The following is a 26,837-nucleotide window of genomic DNA, read 5'->3' on the forward strand; positions in this document are numbered from 1 at the left end:
GAGGAGATCGGAGAGAACAAGATGACAACTAAATTTTATAACAAGGATTATCCAAGACCGCAATTTGTACGCAATGAGTGGTTGGATTTGAATGGAGAATGGGATTTTAGTTTTGATGATAATCAGGCGGGTGAAAGCGAGCAGTGGTACGACCAGAATCAGTTTCCGGAAGGGACAAAAATCAAGGTTCCCTTTACCTATGAGACCCAAGCGAGCGGTATCGGAATCGAGACATTTCATCCTCTGGTCTGGTACCGCAGAAGTGTTCAGATTCCCCAGGAAGCAAAAGGAAAACGGAGCATTCTGCATTTTCAGGGAGTGGATTATCACGCAAAATGTTGGGTGAACGGAACGGTTGTTGGTGAACATGAAGGAGGGTACGCAGCGTTTTCATTCGACATTACCCCTTATATCACTTACGGCTCGGAGAATAACATTGTGCTTGAAGTAGAAGACAGTCAGAGCGCGATGCAGCCTCGGGGGAAACAACGCTGGGTGGATGACAATTTTGAATGTTTTTATGTGCAAAGTACCGGGATATGGAAAAGTGTCTGGCTGGAGCATGTGAGTGAAGCAAGGGTTGAAGCAGTTAAGATGACACCGGATATCGATCGTCATATGATTCGTGTGGACTTTCAATTGAATGGGATTGAAGGCAAGAACAACTTGCGTTTGGAGACACGGATTGAGTTAAAGGGTCAGCATGTGCAAACTATTAGCCTATCTCCAGACAGACCCTGGATGACCGTGGAAGCCAGTGTCAAACATGAAGCAGGCGGTCCGTGGAAACAGTCGTTATGGTCACCGGGCTCACCGAACCTGTACGATATCGAGTTTGTGATGTACGAAGATGAGAAAGAAATCGATCGGGTTCATTCCTATTTTGGTATGCGAAAAATATCGATTGAAAATGGGCAGATTCTGCTGAACAATGCTCCGTTGTACCAAAGAATGATTCTGGATCAGGGCTATTGGACAGAGAGCCATTTGACCCCACCTTCAGTGGAAGCGCTGATTGAGGATATCGATAAAATTGCCGAGATGGGATATAACGGAATCCGTAAACATATGAAACTGGAAGATCCACGCTTTTTGTATTGGTGTGATGTAAAAGGCATGTTGGTCTGGTCAGAGATGGCAGCAACTTTCGAGTTTAATGATGAGGCAGTGAGCCGATTCACCAAAGAATGGCTTGAAATTGTTCCCCAGCAATACAATCATCCCAGCATCATTACCTGGGTGCCATTTAATGAATCGTGGGGAATACCGACGATTGGTCACGAGGTAAGGCAGCAGCAATTCACGCAATCCATTTACCATCTCACCAAAGCCATTGATCCGTATCGTCCGGTCATTACCAACGACGGATGGGAGCATACGGTATCGGATATTTTGACAATCCATGATTATGTGGAGACGGGAGAAGCTTTTCTGGAACGGTATCAGGATAAGGACTTGATCGTAAATAACAAGATTGCTTCCAATAGATGGAAGTTTGCATTTGCTGAAGGTTACCACTATAAAGGACAACCCATTATCATCAGTGAATTCGGCGGTATTGCTTTCCAATCGGATAAAGGCTGGGGTTATGGCAATCAGGTGGACTCAGTTGAAGCCTTTATTGAACGTTTCCGTTCCATCACCGAAGCGATCAAAGCCATTCCCTATATCTCGGGCTATTGTTATACACAGGTCACCGATGTGCAGCAGGAGATTAATGGTCTGTTGACGGAAGACCGTAAACCGAAAGTGCCACTGGAAGTGATCCGTAAAATCAATCTGGGGTGACAGGAGAGCTGAACATCATGCTGCGACAGGATTATCCAAGGCCTCAATTTGTACGTAAAGGTTGGCTGAGTTTGAATGGGGAATGGGAATTTGAATTCGATGATGATAACAAGGGACGTTCGGAAAAATGGAGTGAGGGCAAGCGAGCATTCAGCCGGCGAGTCCAAGTGCCATTTGCTTTTCAAAGTCAACTTAGTGGCATTGCAGATCCGGAATTCCACGATAATGTATGGTACAAACGAACCTTTGACATTCCGAAGAACTTCACTGGCAAACGGCTGCTGCTGCACTTCGGAGCCGTGGACTATGAAGCCTCTGTCTGGGTCAATGGACAGCTTGTGGTTCGGCATGAAGGGGGACACACCCCTTTTCATGCCGACATTACGGATGCTCTGCTGGAAGGAAACAATACGCTGACCGTACAAGCGATAGATTATAGCAGGGATGTAACATTACCACGCGGGAAGCAGTTTTGGCAGGAGCAATCTGCCCAAATTTTCTATACCCGAACTACTGGAATATGGCAATCGGTGTGGCTTGAAGCTGTCGCACCCGTTCATCTACAGAAGGTGCGTCTCACTCCCAATGTCGATCGCAACGAGATCGAAGTTACGGCTCATCTTCAAAGGGAGCAAACAGAACCAAGGGATTGGCACGCACAGGATGTCAGGCTCCGTGTACAAATTGCCTATCAAGGAGAGCAGCTGTCTGAGGATGAATATCGGATTAGCGGCAGGACAGAGACCCGTACCATCGGACTTCACACCTTTAACGAGCATGGCCTTGGCAGGCTGTGGTCACCAGAGCAGCCCAATCTGTATGACATTCATTTCACTGTATTGGTGGATGGTGTGCCTGTCGATGAGGTCGATAGCTATTTCGGCATGCGCAAAATCTCTATTGAACAAGGTAAGCTGTTTCTGAATAACCGTCCTTATTATATGAAGCTTGTTCTGGATCAAGGGTATTTCCCGGATGGAAATCTGACTCCACCGAGTGACGAGGCCATCCGGCGTGATGTGGAATTAACGAAGGAACTGGGGTTTAACGGCGCCAGAAAACACCAGAAGATTGAAGATCCGAGATATCTGTACTGGTGTGATCAACTGGGACTGCTGGTGTGGGGAGAGATGGCGAATGCGTACGATTTCTCGGATCAATACGTCGCCCAGATAACAAGGGAATGGCAGGAGGCGCTGGAAAGGGACTACAACCATCCATGTGTTGTGGTCTGGGTACCTCTTAATGAAAGCTGGGGTGTTCCGAACATCCTGACCAGCAAGGAGCAGCAGTATCATGCCTTGTCGATGTATTATTTGACCAAGTCACTGGATTCTACCCGTCCGGTCATTTCCAATGATGGCTGGGAGATGGTTCAGACCGACTTGTATAACATCCATGATTATGAATGGAGAAGAGAGGTTCTGGAGGAACGCTACCGCACTCGTGAAAATGCGGTAAAAGCCCTTCCGGGCAGTCGAAAGCTTAGCGTGGGTAACTATCGTTATGAAGGACAGCCCGTTTTAATTACCGAATTCGGTGGAATCGGGTATAAGAAAAGTGACTGGGAAGGCTGGGGTTACTCCGGAGCGGAAAATGACGAGGATTTTGCACAGCGATTGCATGCCGTAGTACAGCCACTATTGGATTCTCCAGTAGTAGAAGGATTTTGTTACACCCAGCTGACGGACGTGGAACAGGAAATTAACGGTCTGCTGACGTATGACCGACAGCCCAAGATGCCGATGGAACAGATTCGGGCGATTATTGAAGGACATTATCCATCGTCGGCCGGCGAATAAGGAGGGGAATACGTGTTGAATACAAAGGAGACAAGTAGATCCTGGGAAGGCGATTTTCAAGGGGAAAAGGCCATTTACCTTCGCTTTGGTTCCAGTGAGGCTGTTATGCTGCCGGAGATCGGTGGTAATCTGGTCGCTTATCGTGATCTTGAGCGGGGGCTTCGCTTCCTTCATGAACCGTCACCAGAAGAGATGGATTCATTCAAGGCAAGACCCATGATTCACGGGATCCCCGTTTTGTTTCCGCCAAATCGCTATGAGGACGGGCGGTTTGCCTGGAACGGGCAGACGCTTCAGTTTCCGGTCAATGAGGAAACCACAGGCAATCATTTGCATGGATTTTTGTATAATACGCCCTGGGTTGTGGATGAGTATGGACATACCGAGAATGAAAGCCATGTCTCGGTGTCCATAACTGTTGATGAAACTCATCCGATATACGTATGCTTTCCTTTTCAATTCAGTATTACATTACGTTACTCGCTGAGCAGTGATGGACTCATGCAACATGTCCGCATTCGCAATCATGGAAGCTCCAGCATGCCGTGCCTGATCGCTTTTCATACCTCAATTAACGCTCCCTTTAATCCGGGAGGATCGGCTCGTGATTACAAGCTCAAGCTGACCATTGGAGACAGATGGGAATTGGATCAACGTATGCTGCCAACGACACGTTTTCAGCCCCTGATTCAGGAGGAAGAGCTGATGCGTGACTCCGGGGTATATCCGTTCTTTGCAGAAATGGATAATCATTATACTGCTGTACCGCAAAATGGGAGAAACCGGATGGAGCTTCAGGATACGAGGGATGGAATGACACTGATCTACGATGTGGGAACTTCCTATAAACAATGGATGATTTGGAACAATCATGCGGAAGAAGGGTTTTTCTGCCCCGAACCGCAGATTAATCTTGTGAATGCACCAAATCTGGATATGCAGGCCGAGGAAGCTGGATTATTTAGTTTGCAGCCGGGAGAAATCTGGGAGGAAACGAGCAGATTATATCTGCGTCATTCGTAAAAATAAAGATGAAGGGGAGCAGCCAGGACAGCTAATGCTGTGATCGCTGCTCCTTTTAAAAACCATTGAAGGAAGTGAATTCAGCCTGTCGTCGCCACACTGAATTAAAATAAGATAATGCCTGCTGCTCCAGCAACACTGAGAATCAGAAGAGGATGAAGCTTGTACTTGAGCAGGAGAAACAAACAAACTCCGCTAATAAGCAGTGTCCCGAGCCATACCCAGCTTATGCTTGCGACTTCACTTGGATAACCAAAATGAATGGCAGCATAGATAATGAGTCCCGTTGTTACGGGGCGTAAGCCATATAAAGAGGACTTTACCCATAAATTGTCGTGCATCCGATAAAATAAGGCGGAGAGTAGCACAATTACGATGAGTGAAGGCAAAATCATACCTGCAGTAGAGACAGCGGCTCCGGTATAACCTGCCGTCCGATAACCAATCAACGTTGCGGCATTGGTTGCAATCGAGCCTGGCGCCATACCGGCCAGCGCTACGGTTTGTTGGAATTCAGTGCTTGTCAGCCATCCTTTTTCCGTTACCTCGTGTTGAATGATCGGGATAACGGCGTAACCGCCACCAAATGAAACGAGGCCTACACGTATAAACATCATGAACAGATCCCAGTACATCTCAATCGCTCCGATTCGACTTACTTAAATGTAATATTCCAGTTCCGGGTAGCTGCCTGTTACAGAGTTCTTCTCCATTTTCACTTGAAGGCCCAGCCGTTTTTTGATCCGAATCACGGCCATGCCGCATATCAATCCCGAAATAATAAGATAGAGAGGATGGATTCCTGCAAACAGAAGAACAGCTACGGTCACAATGGTAGCTATCGCTGTTGTTGTATCTAAGATAGAATACCTGGCCGTCCGATAAGCTGCCATGCTAATTAGTGCAATAATGCCACCGTTCATTCCTTTTAAAGCAGCTTCAACTTTGGGTTGGTTACGAAATAGGATGGCGAACACGCTGATCAGGATCACAATCAAAAACGTGGGACATGTCACGCCCATGACGGCAGACACAGCTCCCGTAATTCCTGCCTGGCGATGTCCGATCATCGCAGCGGCATTGACGCCAACTCCTCCGGGAGCAGAGCCGGCAAGCGATATAAGCTCACCGATCTCGTCCTCTTGTATCCATTTTTTCTTGTTCACCACTTCGCGTTCAATAATAGGCAGCATTGCATATCCGCCTCCAAATGTGGAAGGGCCGATGCAAAAGAAAGTCCAAAAAAGCTGTGTCAGTAACATAAATTGTTCTTTCAGGTTTTGGATGCTACCCTTATCCTTTCCATCACGCATGATGAATTCGAGGCATCGGCATGGACTCCTTGCCAAGCTCAGCCCAGATGTATTTGAGCAGAAGCTCAGACTTGAGCTGGGTGTACTCAGGTTCATTCCACAAGTTAAAACGTTCATCGGGATCCTGTTCAAGATCGAAAAGTTCACCATAGATTTGATTGTAATAGACGGTGATTTTATACCGCTGTTCGATATATGTTTTTTGATGAATCGTCGTGGGTTCGTGTCGAAATTCGCAGAGAGCATGATTACGAACGGCTTCCTTGGCGCCCATCCACACTTTCTTCTGATCGATGCCCGTCATGGCGTGCGGAATTGCAATGTTGCAAAGGGACAAGAAGGTAGGAGCCAGATCGACCAGCGATTGTATGGCATTTGATTTTTTCGCAGCAGGCACCTGACCAGGATATCTTACGATAAATGGGATTTTAATAAGATCTTCGTAATGGAATCCACCCTTGGCCTGAAGACCATGCTGTCCGAAGAAATGACCATGATCCGTTGTGAAAACGACGATTGTATCGTCTGCAATACCCAACTCATCCAGCTTATCGAGAATTTTGCCAATATATTTATCCATCATGCTGATCATTCCGTAATACACGCCGACCAGTTTTTTCTTGTCATACTTCGTTAGCCGGGATTTGTCGCCATATTCATAATAATGATGCGAACGGTAACCGTGAATGCCGAAGCCGGTTTCAACCAGATGCTCAAAATTCGGATTATCCTCCTGGGTCAGTTGAAAATGTGGTGGGTTACGATCATGCTCTCCAGGTGTTATAGAGGGAATCGTCAGATCATCGGGATCATACATGGAATCCCAAGGTTCCGGTACCAGATATTCCGGATGCGGGTCGAAAAAGCTGGCCCACAGAAAAAATGGATCATCATCATGGGTGTATTGCTCCAAAAGTGAATTGGTTCGTTCGGCGATCCAGGTGTTGTAGTGATATTGCTCAGGGATGGGCCACGTATACGTTACGGAAGGGTCCATCGTCCCAGTTGGGGGAAGGAAGTAATCCCTCCAGTTCGTACATCCCTGTTCTTCCAGCCATAGCGCGTAATGCTGACCGACATGCGCTTCATTCGTATGATTACGTGTTAACTCTACGTGGTCAAAGCCGTAAAATGGACCGTGGAAATGTCTCCAGTACTCCAAGTCCTGCAGGATGGGATACGCTTCTGCCGACGGGTATTCCTCTGTAGATTTTAAAGGCTGAAAATGTGCTTTACCTACTAGCGCAGTGCGGTAGCCTGCCTCCTGGAAACTGTCCCCGACGGTATGACGGTCTTCAAGCAGTTTTGTGCCTAACGTCCAGGCTCCATGCTGACTGGGATACATACCTGTAATAATAGAAGCACGGCTAGGGGTACAGGTAGGGTTTGGGCAATATGCGCGATCAAACGTTGTTCCTTGCCGGGCAAGACGGTCCAGATTGGGTGTGGAAATCTCAGACTGAAAAGCTCCGATTGTGTTCCAGTGCTGCTGGTCACTAGTGATTAGCAAAATGTTAGGTGTTCTCGACAAGTGTAATCGCCTCCTAGTAAGATGATATTGAAAAAAACGAGTTATAAAAATAGCCCGGTGTTATATTTTTATTGTCATTTTGTTATGATCAAACAAAATAGGAGAAGGAGGGAACTCCCTACGATGCAGGAATATGAGTATGAGCATGCAGAATTCATCTACTATAAGCCAGGTTATTTGGATAAAGAAGAACACATCTGGCCAGTCCGGGCAGGGCGAAGTATAGCCAAATCCAATTACCGAGTTGGCCCCAAACGTATCGAGTGTTACAGTCTTCATTTTGTGCATGAAGGTAGGGTCAGGCTTGAATTTGATGGCAAGCGAGTGGACCTGCAGAAGAATGATCTGTTTTGTCTGTTTCCCGGCAGAACCTATTACTATCACATGCTTCCCTCGGAATCTCCGCTGAAAATGAACTGGCTGGCATTGGATGGGCCTAAAGTCAAACCTTTATTGGAGCTGGCTGGTTTAACTCCGGAAAGTCCGTTTGGCAAACAGATGTTTTCTCCACAGGTCCAGGAAACGTCCGAACGACTGATTCATGCATTAGCATGTGTGGAACGGTGGAAGCCAGCAGTATCGCTGGAGTTGCATGGGTTGGTATATGGATTGTTAGCCAGCCTTGTTCCAGACACCAACTACGCACAGCCTACAGAACTAGCGGGCTGGATTCATGAATGCATGGATTACATGGAATTGCATGCAACAGAGGGTATTTCCGTGCAGCAGGTCGCCGACTTCGCAGGGGTACATCGTTCATACTTCTCCAACATGTTTACCACTCAGGTTGGACTGCCTCCGTTAAAATTCATGCAGAGAATACGAATGGATAAGGCCAAACAGCTTCTAAAGGATACGGATGCTACCGTTACGGAGATTGCTTTGTCTCTCGGTTATCCGAATTTATATTCATTTACCAGAGCATTCAAAATCTATTATAAAGTACCTCCAATCATGATGCGGAGAGCCTCAAGCTGATCCTGAAAAAACGCATGTCCAGTACGGAGAACGCTTACTTTTTTATTGGATCTTGAAAAAGGAGACTCCCACAATGAAGCTCTCTACATTGCAGAGATGGATTTCACCGAAACGCAGCATTCAAGGGAAAATTTTTATCGCTTTTATTGCCGTTACCCTAGTATCCATTATTTTAATTACGGTCATTGTTTATATGAGCATGCGTGAAACGATTACGCAAAATGCGATTACTTCGGTTTCGGACAGCATAAGGCAGGCAGATGAATCATTGAACATAATGCTGGAAGAGATCGACCGTCTGAATACGGTCGTGGTGACTAACAAAAACACGGTTATTGACACTTTGCTCAGTCCGAATGAGGAAATCAGTTACGAGTGGTTTCAGGAACAGAAGCGGATGGATGAATTTCTATCGTCCCTGATCGATTATAAGGCCTATATTTCACGGATAGCTGTGGTGGGCCTGAGCGGTAAGGTATTTTTCTCAGGTGGACCTTGGCTGGACAGGACCATCTTGGGTACGCCAATGATGAATTACATGCTGCAAAATGGATCAAAGCACGCATATTTCAAGCAGACAGGAGTATCAGATGCGGTTACCATTGGTCGGGAGATTCGTTATAACCGTGCGACCATAGGGTTTGTCATGGTGGATCTTAATTATGAGTTTATCCAGAAAACATATGACGTGAGACCAACTACAGATAGCATGATCTATGTGCTGGACAAGGGAAATCAATTCATCTATGAAACCCGAACTGACTCACCTCTTACTCCATCTTATCAGCAAATTAAGAAGATCAATCAGCAATTTACAACGAATGGTGAAGCGGTCAGGCGCTACATTGATGGAAAAGAATATATCGTTGTTCGCCGTCAATCCGACTATACTGGGTGGAGTACTATTTCTTTGGTTCCGATGGATTCTCTGCTGACCGAATCGGTGAAGCTGCGCAACCTGCTGGCAGAGGTGTCCATTATTGTGTTTGTCGTTGTACTGATCGTTTCACTTCAAGTCTCTTCCCGAATTACCCTGAATATCCGAAAACTAAAATCACTGATGATGTTGGTGAAGGACGGAAATCTGACACTTCCCCAAAATGAGATTAAAAGTGAAGATGAGACAGGACAACTGTACCATGTCTTTAACGGTATGGTGGAAGAATTGAAAGATCTGCTCGAAGGAATCCGCGTCAGCGAGAAAGAGAAGCGGGAAGCTGAGCTTACTGCGCTCCAAGCACAAATCCATCCTCATTTTTTATACAATTCGCTCAATACGATCAAGTATCTGGCCAGGCTAAACGGAGTTCCAAACATTGAAGCGGTCTCGGGATCGTTGATTGAACTCATGCGAAGTGTCCTTGGTAATTCAAGCGAATTTCTTACGGTACGTGAAGAATTGGCTTATGTTGAGCACTACATTTCCATCATGAAGTACAGATATATGAAGCCGATTCGGATGATTACCGAAATTGAGGATGACGCATTGCTGGAATGTCGGGTGTTGAAGCTGATGCTGCAGCCCCTGGTTGAAAATGCAATTATTCATGGAATCGGACCACTTGAACAGGATGGATTCGTGTTGATCCGGGTGTATGAAGAAGGAAACAATCTCAATATTGATGTGGTGGACAATGGAAAGGGGATCACGGAGGAGCAACGGGAGTATTTACTGAAAGGTACGGGTACAAACGGAGAAACATCACGTTTTAGTGGAATGGGTGTGCGTAATGTACACGAACGAATCGTTCGCACATACGGCGACTCATATGGTGTCCATTTGTGCAGTGAACCGGGGGTGTACACCAAAGCTGAAATTTGGCTCCCCAAACTGGAGAAAAGTATGGAAAATACCAAACGAGAGGTGATATAAGCCATGTTTCAGGTGCTACTCGTCGATGATGAACCCTTAGTATACCATAATCTATGGACATTATTGGACTGGGCTGACTATGGATTTGAATTATGCGGTCAGGCGCATAATGGGTTAATTGCTTTAACGATGATTGAGCAGTCGCCACCGCATATTGTCATTATTGATGTAGATATGCCTGAAATGAGCGGTGTAGAGCTCAATCGGACAATCAAGGAACGTTTTCCAGGGGTTAAGACGATTATGCTTAGCAGCTATGACGATTATGATTATGTGCGGGATTGCCTGAACAATGGCTCCATTGATTATTTGCTTAAGCATCGATTGGACGGGTCAACACTGCTCAACATCCTGAATAAAGCCGTATCGGAATTGCAGCAGGAGAATCGGTTGCGGGAGAAACAGGTCGCCGAGAGCATCATAGCCGAGAAAGTGAGTCCCGAGGATTTGCGCGATTATTTGTTGTATTTGCTCAAAAGACAGACGAAGACAACGTACGGGTTTGAAGACGTTTCCCAGAAAGACAATCTATATCCGCATGCGTCCAGATATACAACAGCAGCTTTACAGATTGTTCCGTTCCTGTTGCTGACAGAGTCTTACAGTGACGTGCAGACCAATGGCCTGGTTCAGCAGGTCGTCGATATGATGCAGCAGAGCCTGGGTGATATCCATGAGCGGACAGCGGTGTACGTTGAGGAAGGGCGATTTGTTATCGTGTTTTCTTTCAGGGAACGAAGCGAGCACATTATGCAGCGTGAGGTAGACGGACAACTGCGGAAGATTCAGCATGCATTGGAACTGTTCCTGAATTTACAAAGTGTAACTGCAGTAGGACCTATATGCACCAGTCTGTCACAACTGGCATCCAGTTACTGCTCCGCCGAATACGAACTCGATGGATCTTCGTCTGTGAAAACGTTCAGAAGTCATACCCTCCAAAATGAAACTCCATGTTTGGACAAGCATTCACATGAAAAAGATCAGAGTCAGCGAGTTTCACTGACTATTGAGGAGCAGAAGCAGCTTCTGTTATCGATAGAAAGGTTTGATAAGCAAGGCGTGCATCAATTGATTTCCTCCATTTTTGCTTCGATAGACTACCTGCCTATCCATTCACATACGGTTCAGATGGTTGTCAGCGAGCTCATGCAAACGGGTGATAAAGCATGGAGGACCTGCTTGCCTTCTACAGATCCAGCGGTAGCTAATCTGCCTTCAAGAAGCGAGCTTGGGCGCATGAAAACGATAAGAGAACTGGAGCAAGGCCTGCAGTCCTTTTTCTCCAGCCTGTTTCATTTGTTGAATCAACATCGTGTAATCGGGTCCTATTCTCGCCATGTCACGCAGACGATCCAATTCATTCTGGAGAGGTATTCCGGTTATGTCACATTGGAGCTTGCGGCAAGCGTAATCGGCCTGAATGCCTCCTATTTAAGCAGAATATTCAAGGAGGAGACGCAGCGGACTTTTTCAGAATATCTGAATCAGGTTCGGATTGACGCAGGGTGCAAGCTGCTGGACAGCGGCCGATACTCGATTAAAGAAATAAGCTTGCAAGTGGGATTTACGACACACAACTACTTTTTCAAAGTATTCAAAGAAATAACGGGTTTAACACCGCAAGCGTATTTGAGCAATCCAGGAAAAAGGAAGAACGAAACGAAACTCCCGCCTTTGCACTTGGGAAACTAGGCAGATAAGAGCAGAACTCTAAACTCGTAAAATATGTGGAGTAAAGGGTCATATTATTGTAATTACCTTCCATGCCCGGTGAATTATAATGAGCACACACCAACCGTGAACGCTTACAAATTACGTTGGTGATAAAGAATTGTGGGGGGCACAACTTTATGCGCAAACGCTGGGGAAGAAATATGATCATGATGATGATCGCTTCCAGTTTGATGCTGGCTGGATGCAATTCCGGTGGAAGCAATAACGAAGCTTCACCAGAGGTTTCGAAGAACGACGTTCATACGACTGGGTTTCCGATTGTGGACGAACCGGTGAATCTCAAGATGTTTACCCGCATTGCACCCGTAAATGGCCCTTTCAAGGAGATGCCGGTTTTCCAGGATTACGAGAAATTAAGCCATGTAAAGGTGGAATTCATTGAAGCGCAGACGGATGGTTTTCAGGAGAAAAAAAATCTGTTGTTTGCTTCGAATGAACTGCCGGATGCCCTGTTCCGTTCAGGTATTTCCCCGCTTGAAGCCATCCGCTATGGCTCTGCCGGCCAATTGATCCCACTGGAAGGTCTTATCGATGAATATGCTCCGAATTTGAAGAAATTAATGGAACAATATCCCGAAATTCGCTCGGGTATTACTACACCAGAGGGCCACATTTATACGATTCCGGGTATTGTTACGCTAAGTGCGGCGCGTACGGATAAGAAATGGATCAATCAGATGTGGCTGGACAAGCTGAATCTGAAAGTGCCGGAGACCACCGAAGAACTGTACAATGTGTTGCTTGCCTTCCGTGATGGTGATCCGAATGGAAACGGCAAACAGGATGAACTTCCGATGACAGCCCGTGTAGGATTGGCTGTGGTTAACGCGATGAGCGGATCATTCGGATTGGATTCACAGCTTGGCTATAACATCAATATTGAAAACGATAAAGTAAGTATCTGGATGGGCAGTGACCAGAATAAAGAAATGCTGATGTACTTAAACAAGTTGTATAAGGAAAAGCTGCTGGACCAGGAAATATTTTCACACACAGAAGCGCAATACCTGGCCAAGCAGGGATCGGGAAATACAGGTTTCTTCTTTGACCAGACGAACAATAACTTCTTGTCGATCAAAGACCAATATACCGGTATCGCCCCACTGGAAGGTCCGCAAGGTGACCGATTGCAAAATCAGGCTCTGCCAATCGCCAGAGATTTTGGAGCCTTTGCAATTACATCTGTCAATAAATATCCGGAAGTCACAATGCGTTGGATAGATTATTTCTACAGTGACGAGGGTTCTACCCTGCTCCGATTCGGAAGAGAAGGCGAGCATTACGAGATGAAGGATGGTATTCCTTACTATAAAGAGGACTTCTTGAAAGAAATCAGTAACCAGGCCAAAATTACGCCTTATGCCGGCGGAGGCGCGCCACATCTGATCAGTGAACAGGTGGCTTCCTTTATCAATCCACCTCAGGTGCAGGAGGCGCAGCATAAGCTCGATCCGTTTATGCCAAAAGTCCGCTATGCGGCTCCGATGTTTGATGAGCAAACTGCCCAGGAAGTCAACATTCTGCGAAATGATATTGATAAATATTACGAAGAACAGAGTACAAAATTTATTGTGGGTGCAATCGGTTTTGACAAGTGGGAGCAATTCCAGACCACGCTCAAAAAGATGAGAGTTGAGGAACTGGAGAAGTTGTATCAGGATGCTTTTGACAAGATGCAGAAATAATGCTGAAACATCATGGATGAGGAGCAATTGCCTATGAAAAGCGTCAAAACCGATACAACGATGACGATGCCACGAAGCCATCCAAAAAAGAGTTCAGGCGTGTTCAGGCAAATGGGTAAAAGATTGGACCTGTACCTTATGCTGCTTCTGCCAGTCACTTGGTATGTGGTATTCCATTATGCCCCGTTGTATGGACTGCAAATTGCGTTCAAAAACTTCAATCCGGCTAAAGGGATTCTGGGCAGCAGTTGGGAAGGCTTTGGCCACTTCGAACGATTCTTTGATTCCTATTATTTCTGGAGACTTCTATGGAATACATTGTCAATTAACTTGTTCTCCTTATTAATTGCTTTTCCGATTCCGATTCTGCTAGCACTAATTATTAACGAAATTCGCAATAAAACCTTCAGCAAGTGGCTGCAAAATATTACGTATATTCCCCACTTTATTTCAGTGGTCGTTATCGTTGGCATACTGAATGTGTTTCTCTCGCCTCATACGGGTCCAGTCAATCTGTTGATTGAGGCTTTCGGAGGTACACCGATCCGTTTTCTTGAGGAAGCAGGTTGGTTCAAAACCATTTTTATCAGTTCGAATATATGGCAGAACATGGGCTGGCAATCCATCATCTATATTGCAGCTTTGAGCGGAGTGAATCCGCATCTGTATGAAGCTGCCAAGATGGACGGAGCATCACGGCTGCGGCGCATTTGGCATATTTCGCTGCCCGGCATCGCTCCAGTCGTCATCATTTTGCTCATTCTGGACATCGGTCATTTCATGAACGTAGGGTTTGAGAAAATTTTGTTGATGCAAAACAATCTCAATCTGGAATCGAGCGACGTCATTTCCACGTTTGTCTATACGACAGGTATCCTCAAGGGAGAATACAGTTATACAGCTGCTATCGGGCTTTTTAATTCAATCATTAATCTGCTGTTACTTTTACTGGTCAATCGGATTGCGCGCAAGACGTCTGAGACGAGCTTATGGTAAAGGAGGGCAAGATCCCATGTCCAAGCAGGCGACAATACAAGCCAGTTCCAATGATCGGATTTTCGATGTAATCATCTACATCATAGCCTCAATCATTATCATCGCTGTGTTGTACCCACTGATTTTTATCGTGAGTGCTTCGTTCAGTGATCCCACAAAAGTATTAAACGGAGAAGTCTGGTTACTGCCCAAAGGACTGACGCTGGATGCTTACACGAATATTCTACACAACGAGAAGATTTGGCTGGGGTACCGTAATACGATATTTTATACGGTCGTGGGCACTGTGATTAACATTATCATGACCGTATTGGCCGCATATCCTCTTTCTAGACCTGACCTTCCTGGACGTAATGTAATCATGGTGTTCATCACGCTAACGATGTTCTTCAGTGGCGGATTAATTCCAACGTATCTATTGGTCAAAAATCTGGGCATGGTGGATACGATGTGGGCTCTGATCATTCCCGGCGCAATCGCCACGTACAATCTGATCGTGATGAGAACGTATTTTCAGTCGAGTATTCCCTGGGAGCTTCAAGAAGCTGCCCACATGGATGGGTGCTCCAATTGGCGGCTGCTTGTGAGCATTATCCTGCCCCTTTCCAAGCCGATCCTGGCCGTGATGGTGCTGTTCTATGCCGTAGGCCATTGGAATTCTTTTTTTAACGCGCTCATCTATATTCGTAACGAAAATCTGCATCCGCTTCAGTTGGTACTGCGCGAAATTCTGCTGATCAGCCAATCCGATGCCGTGGACGGCAGCCTTGGTTTGGAAGACAAAATCCTGCTCGCGGAGAGCATCAAGTATGCGGTGATTATCGTCTCCAGTTTGCCTGTACTGTTGATGTATCCTTTTGTGCAGCGCCATTTTGTTAAAGGGGTCATGATTGGATCGATTAAAGGTTAAATCCATATCAACCACAATGATGGAGGACTTATGTTGAAATCAAACGCCAGAATTAGTATAGATTGTAGTCGTGTAAGCGAACACACGGTCAACCCTTTTTTGTTTGGGCATTTTGTGGAAGACATCCGAGACCATATGGAAGCGATGCTTGCATTTCCATTGAAGGATATGGACTTTGAAAGCGAGGCTGAATCAAGCGCTTCTGTATCGGGAAGCTGGAGTACCTACACCAACGGAAGAAATACGCAATATGCAATGGAAGCCCCGGCTCCCAGACATTCGGGTCGCGCTCAGCGTATTCGTATCTTTAGTGATGATGAAGCGTACGCCGGGATTGCACAAAGCTGCGCATTGAAAGGGCCTATGGACTACACCGTTCGTATAGTTGCGCGAGCCTCCATCGAACTCCAGTATTTGATGGTGGAGGCGGTCGATAGACGTACGGAAGAAGTGCTCGGTCAGTTGAAAATCGAATTGCACAGCCATAACTGGCAGGATTATGAAGGACGGCTGACGATCCTACGTGCTTGTTCAGATGCAGAGATTCGGGTGTATGTTCCGACAGAGCATCCAAGATGGATCGATCATGTCTCCACGGGAATGCTCTGGCTGGACCATGTGTCTTTATTGCCTGTGGATCATATTGCTCTGGTAAAAAGCGAAATAATAGAGATGACCAGAGAACTAAACGCAGGCATGATGAGACTTGCAGGGAACTACATTAGCGCCTATCACTGGGAGCATGGCGTTGGGCCGATTCTGGAGAGGCCAGTCATGTACAACGAGGCATGGGGAGGATGGACCAGCAAATATTTCGGAACGGATGAATTTATCCGCTTTTGTTACGAGCTGCAGGTGGAACCTCTGATTTGTGTGAACGATGGATCGGGTACACCTCAAGAGGCCGCCCAATGGATTGAATATTGTAATGGAAGTGTAGATACCCCGATGGGGGCTCTTCGGGCGAAGAACGGATCTCCGGAACCATATCATGTGAAGTATTGGGAGATCGGCAACGAGGTGTGGGGGCAATGGCAAGTTGGAGCTTGCTCTGCGGAGCAATTTGCGGAGCGGACCGTACAGTTTGCCAAAACGATGAAGGAAGCAGATCCTTCCATTGTATTGCTGGCCTGTGGACATTACGAGCAGGATTGGAATAAAACTGTGCTTGCTCTGGCAGGGGAGTATATCGATTATTTAACATTACATTTATACCACGGCTACGGTCCCTTTGGCATGAATCGGGATACACCGGCTGAGGATCGGTATAAAGCAATGGCTAGTTATCCCGAGTGGACCCGGCACTATATACACCAAACAATGGAGGTCATTCATTCCGACATCAAACATCAGCATGTGAAGCTGGCCATCACCGAATATAACACGATGTACTATCCAAACACTGTGCGAAAAGGACTGCCAGACGAGCATACCCTTGGAGCAGCCGTGGCGAATGCCGCCAATCTGAATGAAATGATTCGTTGCAGCGATAGCGTGCAAATTGGCAGTTTCTCCGATCTGGTCAATGGTTGGCTTGGGGGATGTATCCGTGTCGGGGATTTCTATGCGGATCAATATCGGGGCAAGCATGCTGGATGGAGTGGACACCCACTCACGATCTATGGAACTCCAACCTATGAAGTATTAAAGCTTTACGCGAATCGGGATATTCATCATATCCTACCTGTAGAAGCTGAATGTGGAACATTCTCTATAACTTCAAACCAAAAAACGCCTGTAGAGCTGGATGCACTCCCCGATCTGGATGTTGTAGCCGGAACGAATGTTGATGGCAGCAGGGTCACCTTGTTTATTGTGAACCGAAGCTTGGAGGAAGTATCGGTTGAGCTGGATTTACAAGTTTTCGATGCGAGTGAAGAGGGGACCTTATATGAGATTACCAGCGATTCGTACAATAACATCAACTCCGTGTTTCAACCCAATCATATCAAGTGCACAGAACGGAGTGTTTTGACCGAGGATTGGCAGCGTGGTTACGCATTACGTCCTTCATCCATCTATGTACTGGAGTTTGGAAAGGTAGACCGATTGTCTCGACATCCCGGACTGTAGACAAATAGGGTTTCAGAACCTGTACCTAAGTTCTGAAACCCTATTCTCTGTTCTATGGTGTCTTGACTACCAATCAATCCGATATTTGCCTGATGAAAGCAGGCATTTTAAATAATTACTTGTTTTCGCTTATACAAAACGGGTATTGCCGCTGCTATAAGGATCACGCCCATAATGGCGGGAGCAGCATGACCAAATGATACATAGATTTGACCTCCAATGATAGGACCAATCATTCTAGCTAAAGCCTGAATAGATTGGCTACCCCCTTGAACCCTGCCTTGTTCACTAGAATCGACAGACTTGGAGAGCATGCCATTGAAGGAAGGCCCAAAGATCGAATCACCAAAACCAAATATAAACATACCCACGATAAACAGTGGATAGAATGAGAACAAAGTAGACAGTGCAATGAGACTGTAACCTATAATCTCTGAAATCATTCCAAGAATGGCTATCTGTTTATCGCTAAGCTTTTTCAAAAGCTTAGGCATGATGAGACCTTGTGAGATGATGTCCTGGACACCCATAATCGAGAACATTAATCCAATTATTGCAGGCTTCCAATTGAAAGTATCCATTGAAAATTGTGAGAAAACGGCCTGTAAAGATCCGTTGGGTATCCAAAGTAAGAAGGCTGAGATCAGTAGTCTGTTTAAGTTTTTCATGGAAAGCAGGTTTGCAAGCTGTATGAATGGATTAAGTCTCACCAAAGTAATTTCTTTTAGTCTATGTTTCTTGGCAAGACTCTCAGGCATAAAAAAGAATCCATATATAACATTCACCAAAGTTATGATGGCTCCAAAATACATGGGTGCAGAATAATCAATCTTGGCGAGTAATCCGCCTACAGTCGGGCCAATGACGGTGCCTACACCTACAACCGCACTCACCCATCCAAAGTATTTGGTTCTCTGTTCGGGTGGGATGATGTCCGCAAAATATGCGAAGATTGTACCTATGCTTCCTCCTGTTATACCCTCGATTATACGCCCCGCAAAGAGTATCCATAGGGCTCCACCTATGCCGAAAACCAAGTATCCGATTGCGGAACCCAAAAGGCATACCAGGAGCAATGGACGACGGCCATATTTATCGCTCAGAGCTCCAAGCACGGGGGACGCAAAAAATACGCAAAAGGCATAAACAGAGGTCAGCAGCGTAACAACGATAGCTTGTTCTCCTGGACTGCTTGTATAAGGCTGTACTAGAAATGGGACAACAGGCGCGATAATACTGAAGCCTATTCCGCAAAGAAACACAGAGATCAGACCGAATAATAAAGCGTGTTTGTCTATGGTTTGTTCTGTGTTCTGTGTATGATGTGATCGTGATTTAAACATTAATTTCTCCTCTCAAACGTCGTGATTTTATTTCCTTGGAAACATTAATATCGTACAACTGCTTTGTTTCCTTGTCAACAAAATAATAACAATAAAAAAACAGCCTGTTCTCAAATAGAGTCCGGCTGCCTTTAGTTTAACTTTCATTATTGAGATTTATTCCGACTTCAGATCTGTACCCAGCTTCTTTATTTCTGCATCCAGATGCCGATTATACTTGTCCACGAAGTTAAGCATACTGTCAAATTGTTCGTCGGTTACCTGTTCGAATACAACTTTATCTCGCTCTTGAAACTCGTTGTGCAGATCCTCATGGATTTGATAAATGACTTTCCCTTGCTCTGTAAGCCTAAAATAGATCTCTTTCTTGTTATCCGATTTCTGATAGCTTTCGATCAGGCCTTTTTCTATGAGCTTCTTCGTTAATTTACTTATCGCACCTCGAGTCATATAAAAGGACTCTGCAAGCTTTGTTACATTGGAATCTGCATTTTTTTCAATGTATTCGATGCAATGTACTTCAGAAGGTTTATACCCCTTAAGACTTTCTTCCATCTTATCTTTATTAAGCCAAACCAGCTTGTTATATAAGTCCCTGAAACCCACTAAGACCTGTTCCTCTTTATTCATGGCCTATCCTCCCACCCATTGGTGCATTACAATATTATATTCAATTTTGGTTTCCAGTTCAAAAATATTGAAAACAATTATTTAGGAAGGGATCTATACGTGATAAAAGAGAGACAAAAGCTTCTAAATTACAGTGTAAATCAAGGTTAATTTCTGAATAAACTTTTTTCTTAACGACATACTACTTCAGAAGAGGTGGTAAAATTTGCAGCGAATCCATGAACAGGATCTTCACGATATTGAAAAGCAACTCTATGACCGTTTCGAAAAGAGCACGGATTTCAGCAATAAAGACGTGCTTATCGCCAATCAGAAATTCAGAGCATACTTCGTGAAAACGCTAGTCGATCTTCCGACAACGTTGTCCACAATAAATCAAGCGGCAAGTGGTAATGAGAACGAATCTTTTCTGAAAATGTTCAGTCCTTTTGAAGAAGAAGCATCCATGTCATTGGACGAACTATGCAACAATCTTCTGCATGGAAAACTTGTGTTGTTCAGCACAAAAGGATTAGCAGCAGTCATTGAACCGGAACCTCCTGGAATTTCACGGTCCGTAAGCTCGCCAGAGAGCGAAAATCCCCTTCAATCTGCATTCGATGCTTTTACAGAAGATATTGATAAAAATATAGGTTTGTTGCGAAAAAAAATGATATCCGACCAGTTGGTGATCGAAAGCAGAGAGACAGGGGTTCAGTCTACCAAGAAAATTGCCATGGTGTACATTGAGGGAGTTGCCCAACCGAAAGTCATTGCGGCAATTCGGGATAAGCTGGAACAAAATAAAGATAAGGAACTGAATACGGTAAGGGACCTGCTTAGTATACTGGGGCATCCCAGATTCTCAATAACGCCAACGTATATCTCTTCGGAGCTACCGGGTGAGATGGTACAGAATATGATGAACGGAAAAGTGGTTATTTTGATTGACCAATATTCGTTTGCTTTTGCTTTCCCAGCGATCATAACGGATTTGTGGTCAACTACGTTGGACGTCAACTACCCGTATCTATTTCAGGTGTTTTTACGAACCATCCGGGCGATTGGTGCACTTTTGGCTATCACACTTCCAGGTCTGTATATTGTGCTTAATTCGGTAAACCCGGAACTGTTGCGAATCCAGTTAGCCATCACGGTAGCCAAGAGCAGGGAAGGGGTCCCTTATCCTTCGTTGATCGAAATGCTGCTGGTAATGTTGCTTCTGGAGATGATTATCGAAGCCACGATTCGACTACCAAAGAACATCGGACCCACCATAACCATGATTGGCGGTATTCTGTTGGGTCAAGCCATTGTCCAAGCTAAACTTGTCAGTAATCTATTAATTATTATTCTAGTTGCCTCTGCGATCGCTAATTTTGTGCTGGCGGGTTATATGAATACGACGGGTATACGAATGTATAAATATGTTGTCATGATCATCAGTTCCTTCTTTGGGATATGGGGTCTTGAGGCTGCGATGATTTGGATTATATTGTATTTTTCCTCGTTGAGTACTTGCTCCGTTCCCTACTTAAGTTTAAGTGTGAAAGGAAAGGCTCAGGATGAATAAAGCCCAGATTCTTACTATGTTTGTTCTGCTTCACCTCGCTTCGATCTTTGCCATCTTTCCTGAACGGATCATCTCTGCGACTTCAAAAGGACACTGGGAACCCATAACGATCCTCTTTTTGGCAGAGCTACTGGTTCTATGGATGTACTTAAAAGCGTTGTCGCAGTTTCCGGGGAAAACAGTGGTGGATATCTGTAATGAATCACTGGGCAAATGGCTAACGAGACTGATCGTTCTGCCGATGTTGATCTTCCTATATATCGAGCTGTTATTGCTTATGTACTTCCAGTCTGTCGAAATCAAAGCTGTATTACTACAGAGAACACCGCCAGTAGCAACATCAGCTCTCTTTATCGTTCTGTGTTTCTATGCTGTTTGGAAGGGACTCGAGGTCATGATTCGGGCGAGCATCGGATTGTGTATTCTCTTGATGCCATTCATTTTTTTCTCCATGATGATCAGCATCCAGAATTTCAGAATCAGCTACATTTTTCCGATTTGGGATAGTGGAATGTCGTTTTTCTCCAATTCGGATTTCTATGTATGTACGGTCATTTCAGCCGGGTTCCTATTCCTTGGCATGATTCCCTCCAAGCAACGGCTTAGTTTTGGTAAAGCAGCTGCTGCGGTTGGTATCATATTTGTGTTTGCTTTGGGATCTGTATATGTTCCGCTTCTCGTATTCGGTCAGGAAACGGTAATTCATTTGCAATATCCCATGCTTATGGCATCGGATACCATTGATCTAGAGTGGGTTGTATTTGACTGGCTTCCAAGCTTCTACGTGGTAGCCTCCAGTGCGCTGGGTGTTCTAAAGGTTTCCGTTTTACTCTGGATTCTGGTGTCCCTGCTGAATCAGTTATTTATGCCGAAAATCAATCGATTATGGGTTCTTTCCGTGGTGTGCTTCACCTTGTACGTGTTCAGTCTCATGATACCGGATGTCAACGCTTTGAATTCATACCTGTACCTGAATTCTTTCTTTTGCGTTTATAGCGTTATCGGTTTTCCAATCATTGTATTCCTCGCGGCGCAATGGCAGCGAAAGAGGGTGAGTACATGAACATGCGCATCATCAAGACTCTGATTGTAGGCTTATCTATGATGATGTTACTTCCAGGATGTTGGGATACCAAGGATATTAACAAACAATATCTGCCTGTTGTCATGGGAGTGGGAAAGGGAAACACGGAAAAATACAGGATCATTCTCCAAATACCCGATGCATCAGGCAAAACCCAAATTCTTGACAAAGAAGCGAAATCCATCAGTAAAGCCATTGATTTGATTCGCACGGATTCCGAAAAAAGCATCGAATTGGTACATTTGAGATTATTGCTAATCGACAGGAAAGTCGCAGAGCAGGGAATTGATAACATCATCAATTTTGCTGTGAGAGCGAATGATATCTCGATTAAAGGCTTGGTAGGGGTTATTGACGGTGATTTTGAGAAGACGATGTATCATCAAATTTCGCCAACACCTGAAATTTCTTCCTACGACTTTTTTAGTCAGGATGCCGGGTGGACGCCCAATCAATCCATCGTCCGAATATGGGAAGCTTATCAAAACCAAAATTCATATACGGAAGACATGGCCATCCCCATGCTCAAAAACGGCGATCGAACTTTGTTCACCTTTAAAGGCACGGCCGTGATGCGGGATGACCGCATGGTAGGAACGCTCAATCAGGAAGAGACACTTTTGTTTAATTTATTTAAAGGGAAATATTCAGGGGGAACCATTGAAGTGGCTCAGAACACGAGTGTTCTTATTCAAGACACCAAAATCAAACACAAGACCTCCTGGTCGGAGAACGGGCCATCCATCCTGACGGATATTCTTCTCAATGTAGTGATTACGGAAAGCCCTGAAAGTAAGGGTAACGCGGTGATTGAGAAAGAAATGAAAGAACAGATCAGCCAACAGTTTAATGAAACGGTAAGGAAGGTTCAATCTTTTAAATCGGATGTATTGGGTGTAGGCATGATATTTCGACCCCAACTGTCGGAGGGGAAATTAAAGGAATGGAAAACCAAGTGGTTTCCGAAGCTGGAGCAAAAGATCAACGTTCGTGTCAACGTTCTGAACGAAATTTATTTTAAAGAAAATGCCAATGATAATGATAGTCAGGGGCAAATGTTAAAAAAATAGCTTAGCATTGTTAACTCCGCTATAAGCGAGGAAAATGCTATACCGTTATGAAGTCGCCCTGGTGGCGACTTTTTTTATAATATCAGAAAGGTTCAGCGTGAGTTTTTATTTATGAAAGATTCAGCTCCAATAACGTATTCACTTGTTCTTCCATGACATGAGGTGGATAGGGCATTTGGTTTATAAACCACCATTCCACAATTCCCACATACGCTGGCGCAAAGAATTGAAGCAAAATATCTTCACTTATCCCGCGATTTTTTCCCTCTTTCATGTCCCATCCGTTCTTTATATCCTTGATAACAAATTGGAGAAAACGGCTGCGAAAGAAGGGTGCTCCTTTACTTGTTAACATAGCTGAAAAGAATAAATAGTTGCTCTCAAAGTATTCAAACCAGCTCATTCCCCCATCTGTAGCATTCGTTTCAGATTCGGATTCACACAATACCTGTAGTTCGTTCACATGTTCCTCGATGAGCTTATCCAGTAAATCATACTTATCCAGATAGTGAAGATAGATGGTTCTGCGGCTAACATTCGCTGTGTCGGAAATATCCTGAATCGTAATCTGGTCGAAATGCTTTTGAGACATAAGTTCAATCAACGCTTTTTTAATGGCATCTTGAGATTTGAGTATTCTTCGATCCACTTTGGGCATTTCGAGTCACCTGACTTTCCTCTGTTTGTATCCAAATTTCCACGATCTGTGCACTAATGCACAAATCATCATCTTTTAGTCATTGTAGATAAGACGTACTTTCTATAATAATACACATAAGCGCAAAAATACATTCTTGTGCATTTATTTTTTATCTGCGTCATTCGTAAGTTTAGAGAATGAATCAGAAATAGTGAAGGAGTTTTGCTTGTGGTCAAATCAAATCATGTACTCATGTATATATTAATTATCGGTGTTTTCGGCATCCTAACTACAGATATGGGAATCATTGGGATATTACCTCAAATAGCTGATTATTTTCATGTCAGTGTTTCCAAGGCTGGCTTACTCGTGAGTCTCTTTGCACTCGCTGTTGCGATTGCGGGTCCTACGATGCCTTTATTATTTTCCGGTATAAACCGTAAAACGGTGATGTTACTCGTGCTCGGTATTTTTGTTGCATGTAATATTATTTCCATCTTTGCACCAACGTTCACCGTTGCCCTCGTGGCTCGTATCATTCCGGGCTTTTTCCATCCCATTTATTGTTCATTGGCTTTGACCGTAGCAGCGACCTCTGTAAGCAGTGAAGAAGCTCCCAAAGCGGTATCTAAAGTAATGCTTGGAGTCACCGCAGGAATGGTACTTGGCGTACCAATCACAAACTATATCGCGAATGGAACATCGGTAGAAATGGCAATGGTATTCTTTGCGATCGTAAACGCGTTGGCATTTCTGGGTACATGGATATTTATCCCCTCTATGCCTGTTAAGGAAAAACTTGCGTATGGAACACAATTGGGAATCTTAAAAAGAGGTATCACTTGGCTAGCCATCGCTGCAGTGATCCTTATGGCTTCGGCAACAGCAAGTGTGAATAGTTACATCGCAGAGTACTTGGGATCTATCACTCATATTTCGGGAAAAACATTGAGTATCGTGTTATTTATATATGGTTTAGCCAGTCTAGTGGGAAACGTGGTGGGAGGCAGGCTGCTTTCTAAAAACACACGTAAAACCGTTATACTTTTTCCCGTAGTATTGGGCATCGTATATCTTTTATCCTTTTGGACGGGCACATCCACTGGACCTATGATTTTAACCGTGATTTTATGGGGAGTATGTTATGCAATAAGCAATCTAATTGGTCAGTATTGGATCACCTCTGCCGCGCCAGAAGCGCCCGATTTCTCCAATGGTTTGTTCCTTTCATGCGGTAATTTGGGAATAACCTTGGGAACTGCTGTAGGCGGGCTGTTCATCTCGGGGATTGGCACACAGTACATCGTGCTTGGAGGTGTATTGTTCCTGGTACTAAGTCTGTTATCCATTTTGCTGAGAATTCGATTATTTGACCCCGTAAAAAAACAACATGTAAGCTAAGCAACCTTAAGTGACATACACAAAAGGGAAATGTTCATTATTCATCATCTTGCTTACCAAATAATGAACATTTCCCATCGTGTTGTTTACTAATGCACGTTTTATAGCCATTTGGGAATTGCGAGATTTTTTCTCATGCTTAATACTATACTCAAGAATAGTTATTCTTCCGTGTGTATCTTATGCAGGCATCAGAGCTATCTGCAAAGGTAGCAAAAACCATCCGAAAGCGAGGAATACGCAAATGGATTATGTGAAGCTTGGCAATACAGGTCTGGATGTGTCCCGTCTGTGCTTGGGCTGTATGGGATTTGGTACAGCCGTTCCTGGAGGTCATCAATGGGTCATTAATGAAGAGAACAGTCGTCCCGTTATTAAAAAGGCGTTGGATTTAGGCATCAATTTTTTTGATACAGCAAATGTATATTCAGCTGGAACCAGCGAGGAAGTGATTGGGCGCACCTTACGTGACTATGCCAATCGAGATGAAATTGTACTTGCAACGAAAATTAATGGTCGTATGCACCAAGGCCCAAATGGTGCCGGACTTTCCCGTAAGGCCATTATGAGTGAGATAGATAAAAGCCTGAAGCGGCTGGAAACAGATTATGTGGATTTGTATCAGATCCATCGTTGGGATTACACTACACCCATTGAAGAGACGATGGAAGCCTTACATGATGTGGTCAAAGCAGGAAAGGTAAGATACATAGGCGCTTCTGCGATGTACGCGTGGCAGTTTTTGAAAGCGTTACATGTAGTTGAGCAAAATGGGTGGACCCGCTTTGTATCCATGCAGGATCACTACAATCTTATCTATCGTGAGGAAGAAAGAGAGATGCTTCCGCTCTGTAAAGCTGAGAAAATCGGTGTGATTCCGTATAGTCCGCTTGCGGGAGGCCGATTGACAAGAGACCCTCAGGAAAAAACACATCGTTCCGAAACCGATCAGATTGCAAAGCAAAAATATGATGCAACTGCAGATACCGACCGATTGATCATTGATCAGGTTGCCGCGATTGCTGAGAAGCATGGGGTTCCTCGTGTACAAATCGCACTTGCCTGGTTACTGCAAAAGGAACCAGTCACAGCTCCCATCATTGGTGCTACCAAAATATCGCATCTGGAGGATGGCGTAGCCGCTCTTTATATTAAGCTAACACCTGAAGAAATAGCATCGTTAGAAGAACCCTATGTGCCTCACCGAATTGTTGGTCATCAATAATCAAGATGATTGGATAAGGAAGATGGAAAAAACGTAAATTAACAGGTTCATCACATATACAAACAGAAGTCGCCTAATTGGCGGCTTCTTTATTTTTTATCTGGCAATGCAGCATCGAATATATTCGTTTTAGAGTGTAATGGAATTAAGCATTCTGAGATGGAGGAAGTCTTCGTAAAATAA

21 protein-coding genes are annotated in these 26,837 nt (G+C 44.7%); 15 read left to right on the forward strand and 6 right to left on the reverse strand.

Translation table 11 applies throughout. From position 1 onward, the window contains the following. Nucleotides 1-21 precede the first annotated feature (21 nt). From BLS14_RS04760 to BLS14_RS04770, 3 genes are read left to right on the forward strand one after another with little or no spacing between them, the layout of a single operon-like run. Nucleotides 22-1,788: a glycoside hydrolase family 2 protein gene (locus BLS14_RS04760; protein ID WP_063565118.1), complete on the forward strand. Its 1,767-nt coding sequence runs from the start codon at nucleotides 22-24 to the stop codon at nucleotides 1,786-1,788. Nucleotides 1,789-1,805: 17 nt separating this feature from the next. Then, on the forward strand, nucleotides 1,806-3,590 hold the full coding sequence (locus BLS14_RS04765; protein WP_090949798.1) for a glycoside hydrolase family 2 protein: 1,785 nt from the start codon (nucleotides 1,806-1,808) through the stop codon (nucleotides 3,588-3,590). A 12-nt stretch (nucleotides 3,591-3,602) separates the two neighbouring features. After that, the gene (locus BLS14_RS04770) at nucleotides 3,603-4,613 is read left to right on the forward strand and encodes an aldose 1-epimerase (RefSeq protein ID WP_256336147.1); all 1,011 of its coding nucleotides are present in this window, start codon (nucleotides 3,603-3,605) and stop codon (nucleotides 4,611-4,613) included. Between the two features lie 104 nt (nucleotides 4,614-4,717). Here the strand turns inward: BLS14_RS04770 and BLS14_RS04775 are convergent, their stop codons facing one another. Genes BLS14_RS04775 through BLS14_RS04785 form a run of 3 tightly spaced genes read right to left on the reverse strand, consistent with a single transcriptional unit; the run spans nucleotide 4,718 to nucleotide 7,457 of the window. Further along, entirely contained in the window at nucleotides 4,718-5,248 is a 531-nt protein-coding gene (locus tag BLS14_RS04775; protein WP_090949801.1) for a chromate transporter, read from the reverse strand. A gap of 24 nt (nucleotides 5,249-5,272) precedes the next feature. Then, on the reverse strand, nucleotides 5,273-5,875 hold the full coding sequence (locus BLS14_RS04780; protein WP_256336148.1) for a chromate transporter: 603 nt from the start codon (nucleotides 5,873-5,875) through the stop codon (nucleotides 5,273-5,275). A 43-nt stretch (nucleotides 5,876-5,918) separates the two neighbouring features. After that, nucleotides 5,919-7,457, reverse strand: a complete 1,539-nt coding sequence (locus BLS14_RS04785) for a sulfatase family protein (RefSeq protein ID WP_090949806.1) — start codon at nucleotides 7,455-7,457, stop codon at nucleotides 5,919-5,921. A gap of 123 nt (nucleotides 7,458-7,580) precedes the next feature. Here BLS14_RS04785 and BLS14_RS04790 point away from each other — a divergent pair, with 123 nt between their 5' ends. From BLS14_RS04790 to BLS14_RS04820, 7 genes are all read left to right on the forward strand, one after another. Then, complete coding sequence (locus BLS14_RS04790) at nucleotides 7,581-8,435, forward strand: AraC family transcriptional regulator (RefSeq protein WP_090949808.1); 855 nt, start codon at nucleotides 7,581-7,583, stop codon at nucleotides 8,433-8,435. Between the two features lie 73 nt (nucleotides 8,436-8,508). Then, on the forward strand, nucleotides 8,509-10,308 hold the full coding sequence (locus BLS14_RS04795) for a sensor histidine kinase (RefSeq protein WP_090949809.1): 1,800 nt from the start codon (nucleotides 8,509-8,511) through the stop codon (nucleotides 10,306-10,308). Nucleotides 10,309-10,311: 3 nt separating this feature from the next. Next, complete coding sequence (locus BLS14_RS04800) at nucleotides 10,312-12,003, forward strand: response regulator (RefSeq protein ID WP_090949811.1); 1,692 nt, start codon at nucleotides 10,312-10,314, stop codon at nucleotides 12,001-12,003. A 158-nt stretch (nucleotides 12,004-12,161) separates the two neighbouring features. Next, nucleotides 12,162-13,730, forward strand: coding sequence for an extracellular solute-binding protein (locus BLS14_RS04805; RefSeq protein ID WP_090949812.1), 1,569 nt, complete (start codon nucleotides 12,162-12,164; stop codon nucleotides 13,728-13,730). Between the two features lie 33 nt (nucleotides 13,731-13,763). After that, nucleotides 13,764-14,726, forward strand: a complete 963-nt coding sequence (locus BLS14_RS04810) for an ABC transporter permease (RefSeq protein WP_090949814.1) — start codon at nucleotides 13,764-13,766, stop codon at nucleotides 14,724-14,726. Between the two features lie 16 nt (nucleotides 14,727-14,742). Next, nucleotides 14,743-15,636, forward strand: coding sequence for a carbohydrate ABC transporter permease (locus BLS14_RS04815; RefSeq protein WP_072732783.1), 894 nt, complete (start codon nucleotides 14,743-14,745; stop codon nucleotides 15,634-15,636). 33 nt (nucleotides 15,637-15,669) lie between these two features. Next, entirely contained in the window at nucleotides 15,670-17,709 is a 2,040-nt protein-coding gene (locus BLS14_RS04820; protein ID WP_090950228.1) for an alpha-L-arabinofuranosidase C-terminal domain-containing protein, read from the forward strand. A 107-nt stretch (nucleotides 17,710-17,816) separates the two neighbouring features. Here BLS14_RS04820 and BLS14_RS04825 read toward each other — a convergent pair whose 3' ends face one another. Then, nucleotides 17,817-19,052, reverse strand: a complete 1,236-nt coding sequence (locus BLS14_RS04825) for an MFS transporter (protein ID WP_090949816.1) — start codon at nucleotides 19,050-19,052, stop codon at nucleotides 17,817-17,819. A gap of 156 nt (nucleotides 19,053-19,208) precedes the next feature. Next, nucleotides 19,209-19,682 carry a MarR family winged helix-turn-helix transcriptional regulator gene (locus BLS14_RS04830; protein WP_063565106.1) on the reverse strand — a complete coding sequence of 158 codons (474 nt, stop codon included), beginning with the start codon at nucleotides 19,680-19,682 and terminating at the stop codon, nucleotides 19,209-19,211. Between the two features lie 205 nt (nucleotides 19,683-19,887). Between BLS14_RS04830 and BLS14_RS04835 the strand changes: the two genes are divergently transcribed. The 3 genes from BLS14_RS04835 to BLS14_RS04845 are packed head-to-tail and all read left to right on the forward strand — an operon-like array spanning nucleotide 19,888 to nucleotide 23,388. Further along, entirely contained in the window at nucleotides 19,888-21,234 is a 1,347-nt protein-coding gene (locus BLS14_RS04835; protein ID WP_063565105.1) for a spore germination protein, read from the forward strand. Continuing rightward, a complete protein-coding gene (locus BLS14_RS04840; protein ID WP_063565104.1) occupies nucleotides 21,227-22,297 on the forward strand; it encodes a GerAB/ArcD/ProY family transporter in 1,071 nt (356 codons plus the stop codon). The genes BLS14_RS04835 and BLS14_RS04840 overlap by 8 nt, the downstream gene beginning before the upstream one ends. Next, nucleotides 22,294-23,388 carry a Ger(x)C family spore germination protein gene (locus BLS14_RS04845; protein ID WP_063565103.1) on the forward strand — a complete coding sequence of 365 codons (1,095 nt, stop codon included), beginning with the start codon at nucleotides 22,294-22,296 and terminating at the stop codon, nucleotides 23,386-23,388. The genes BLS14_RS04840 and BLS14_RS04845 overlap by 4 nt, the downstream gene beginning before the upstream one ends. A 109-nt stretch (nucleotides 23,389-23,497) precedes the next feature. On the opposite strand, the gene BLS14_RS04850 is transcribed toward BLS14_RS04845, so the two are convergent. Next, nucleotides 23,498-24,046: a TetR/AcrR family transcriptional regulator gene (locus BLS14_RS04850; protein ID WP_063565102.1), complete on the reverse strand. Its 549-nt coding sequence runs from the start codon at nucleotides 24,044-24,046 to the stop codon at nucleotides 23,498-23,500. A gap of 210 nt (nucleotides 24,047-24,256) precedes the next feature. On the opposite strand from BLS14_RS04850, the gene BLS14_RS04855 reads away from it, so the two are divergent. Beyond that, nucleotides 24,257-25,429 (forward strand): MFS transporter, encoded by a 1,173-nt coding sequence (locus BLS14_RS04855; protein ID WP_090949819.1) that lies wholly within the window; start codon nucleotides 24,257-24,259, stop codon nucleotides 25,427-25,429. 244 nt (nucleotides 25,430-25,673) lie between these two features. Continuing rightward, the gene (locus BLS14_RS04860) at nucleotides 25,674-26,654 is read left to right on the forward strand and encodes an aldo/keto reductase (RefSeq protein ID WP_090949821.1); all 981 of its coding nucleotides are present in this window, start codon (nucleotides 25,674-25,676) and stop codon (nucleotides 26,652-26,654) included. The last annotated feature ends 183 nt before the right edge of the window (nucleotides 26,655-26,837 follow it).

This window comes from Paenibacillus sp. OK060 (assembly GCF_900101205.1).
Classification (GTDB): domain Bacteria; phylum Bacillota; class Bacilli; order Paenibacillales; family Paenibacillaceae; genus Paenibacillus; species Paenibacillus marchantiae.

Coding starts and splice junctions, on each gene's coding strand:
- BLS14_RS04760 (WP_063565118.1), top strand. CDS start 22: ATGACAACTAAATTTTATAACAAGGATTATCCAAGACCGCAATTTGTA.
- BLS14_RS04765 (WP_090949798.1), top strand. CDS start 1,806: ATGCTGCGACAGGATTATCCAAGGCCTCAATTTGTACGTAAAGGTTGG.
- BLS14_RS04775 (WP_090949801.1), bottom strand. CDS start 5,248: ATGTACTGGGATCTGTTCATGATGTTTATACGTGTAGGCCTCGTTTCA.
- BLS14_RS04780 (WP_256336148.1), bottom strand. CDS start 5,875: ATGTTACTGACACAGCTTTTTTGGACTTTCTTTTGCATCGGCCCTTCC.
- BLS14_RS04790 (WP_090949808.1), top strand. CDS start 7,581: ATGCAGGAATATGAGTATGAGCATGCAGAATTCATCTACTATAAGCCA.
- BLS14_RS04795 (WP_090949809.1), top strand. CDS start 8,509: ATGAAGCTCTCTACATTGCAGAGATGGATTTCACCGAAACGCAGCATT.
- BLS14_RS04800 (WP_090949811.1), top strand. CDS start 10,312: ATGTTTCAGGTGCTACTCGTCGATGATGAACCCTTAGTATACCATAAT.
- BLS14_RS04805 (WP_090949812.1), top strand. CDS start 12,162: ATGCGCAAACGCTGGGGAAGAAATATGATCATGATGATGATCGCTTCC.
- BLS14_RS04810 (WP_090949814.1), top strand. CDS start 13,764: ATGAAAAGCGTCAAAACCGATACAACGATGACGATGCCACGAAGCCAT.
- BLS14_RS04815 (WP_072732783.1), top strand. CDS start 14,743: ATGTCCAAGCAGGCGACAATACAAGCCAGTTCCAATGATCGGATTTTC.
- BLS14_RS04825 (WP_090949816.1), bottom strand. CDS start 19,052: ATGTTTAAATCACGATCACATCATACACAGAACACAGAACAAACCATA.
- BLS14_RS04830 (WP_063565106.1), bottom strand. CDS start 19,682: ATGAATAAAGAGGAACAGGTCTTAGTGGGTTTCAGGGACTTATATAAC.
- BLS14_RS04840 (WP_063565104.1), top strand. CDS start 21,227: ATGAATAAAGCCCAGATTCTTACTATGTTTGTTCTGCTTCACCTCGCT.
- BLS14_RS04845 (WP_063565103.1), top strand. CDS start 22,294: ATGAACATGCGCATCATCAAGACTCTGATTGTAGGCTTATCTATGATG.
- BLS14_RS04850 (WP_063565102.1), bottom strand. CDS start 24,046: ATGCCCAAAGTGGATCGAAGAATACTCAAATCTCAAGATGCCATTAAA.
- BLS14_RS04860 (WP_090949821.1), top strand. CDS start 25,674: ATGGATTATGTGAAGCTTGGCAATACAGGTCTGGATGTGTCCCGTCTG.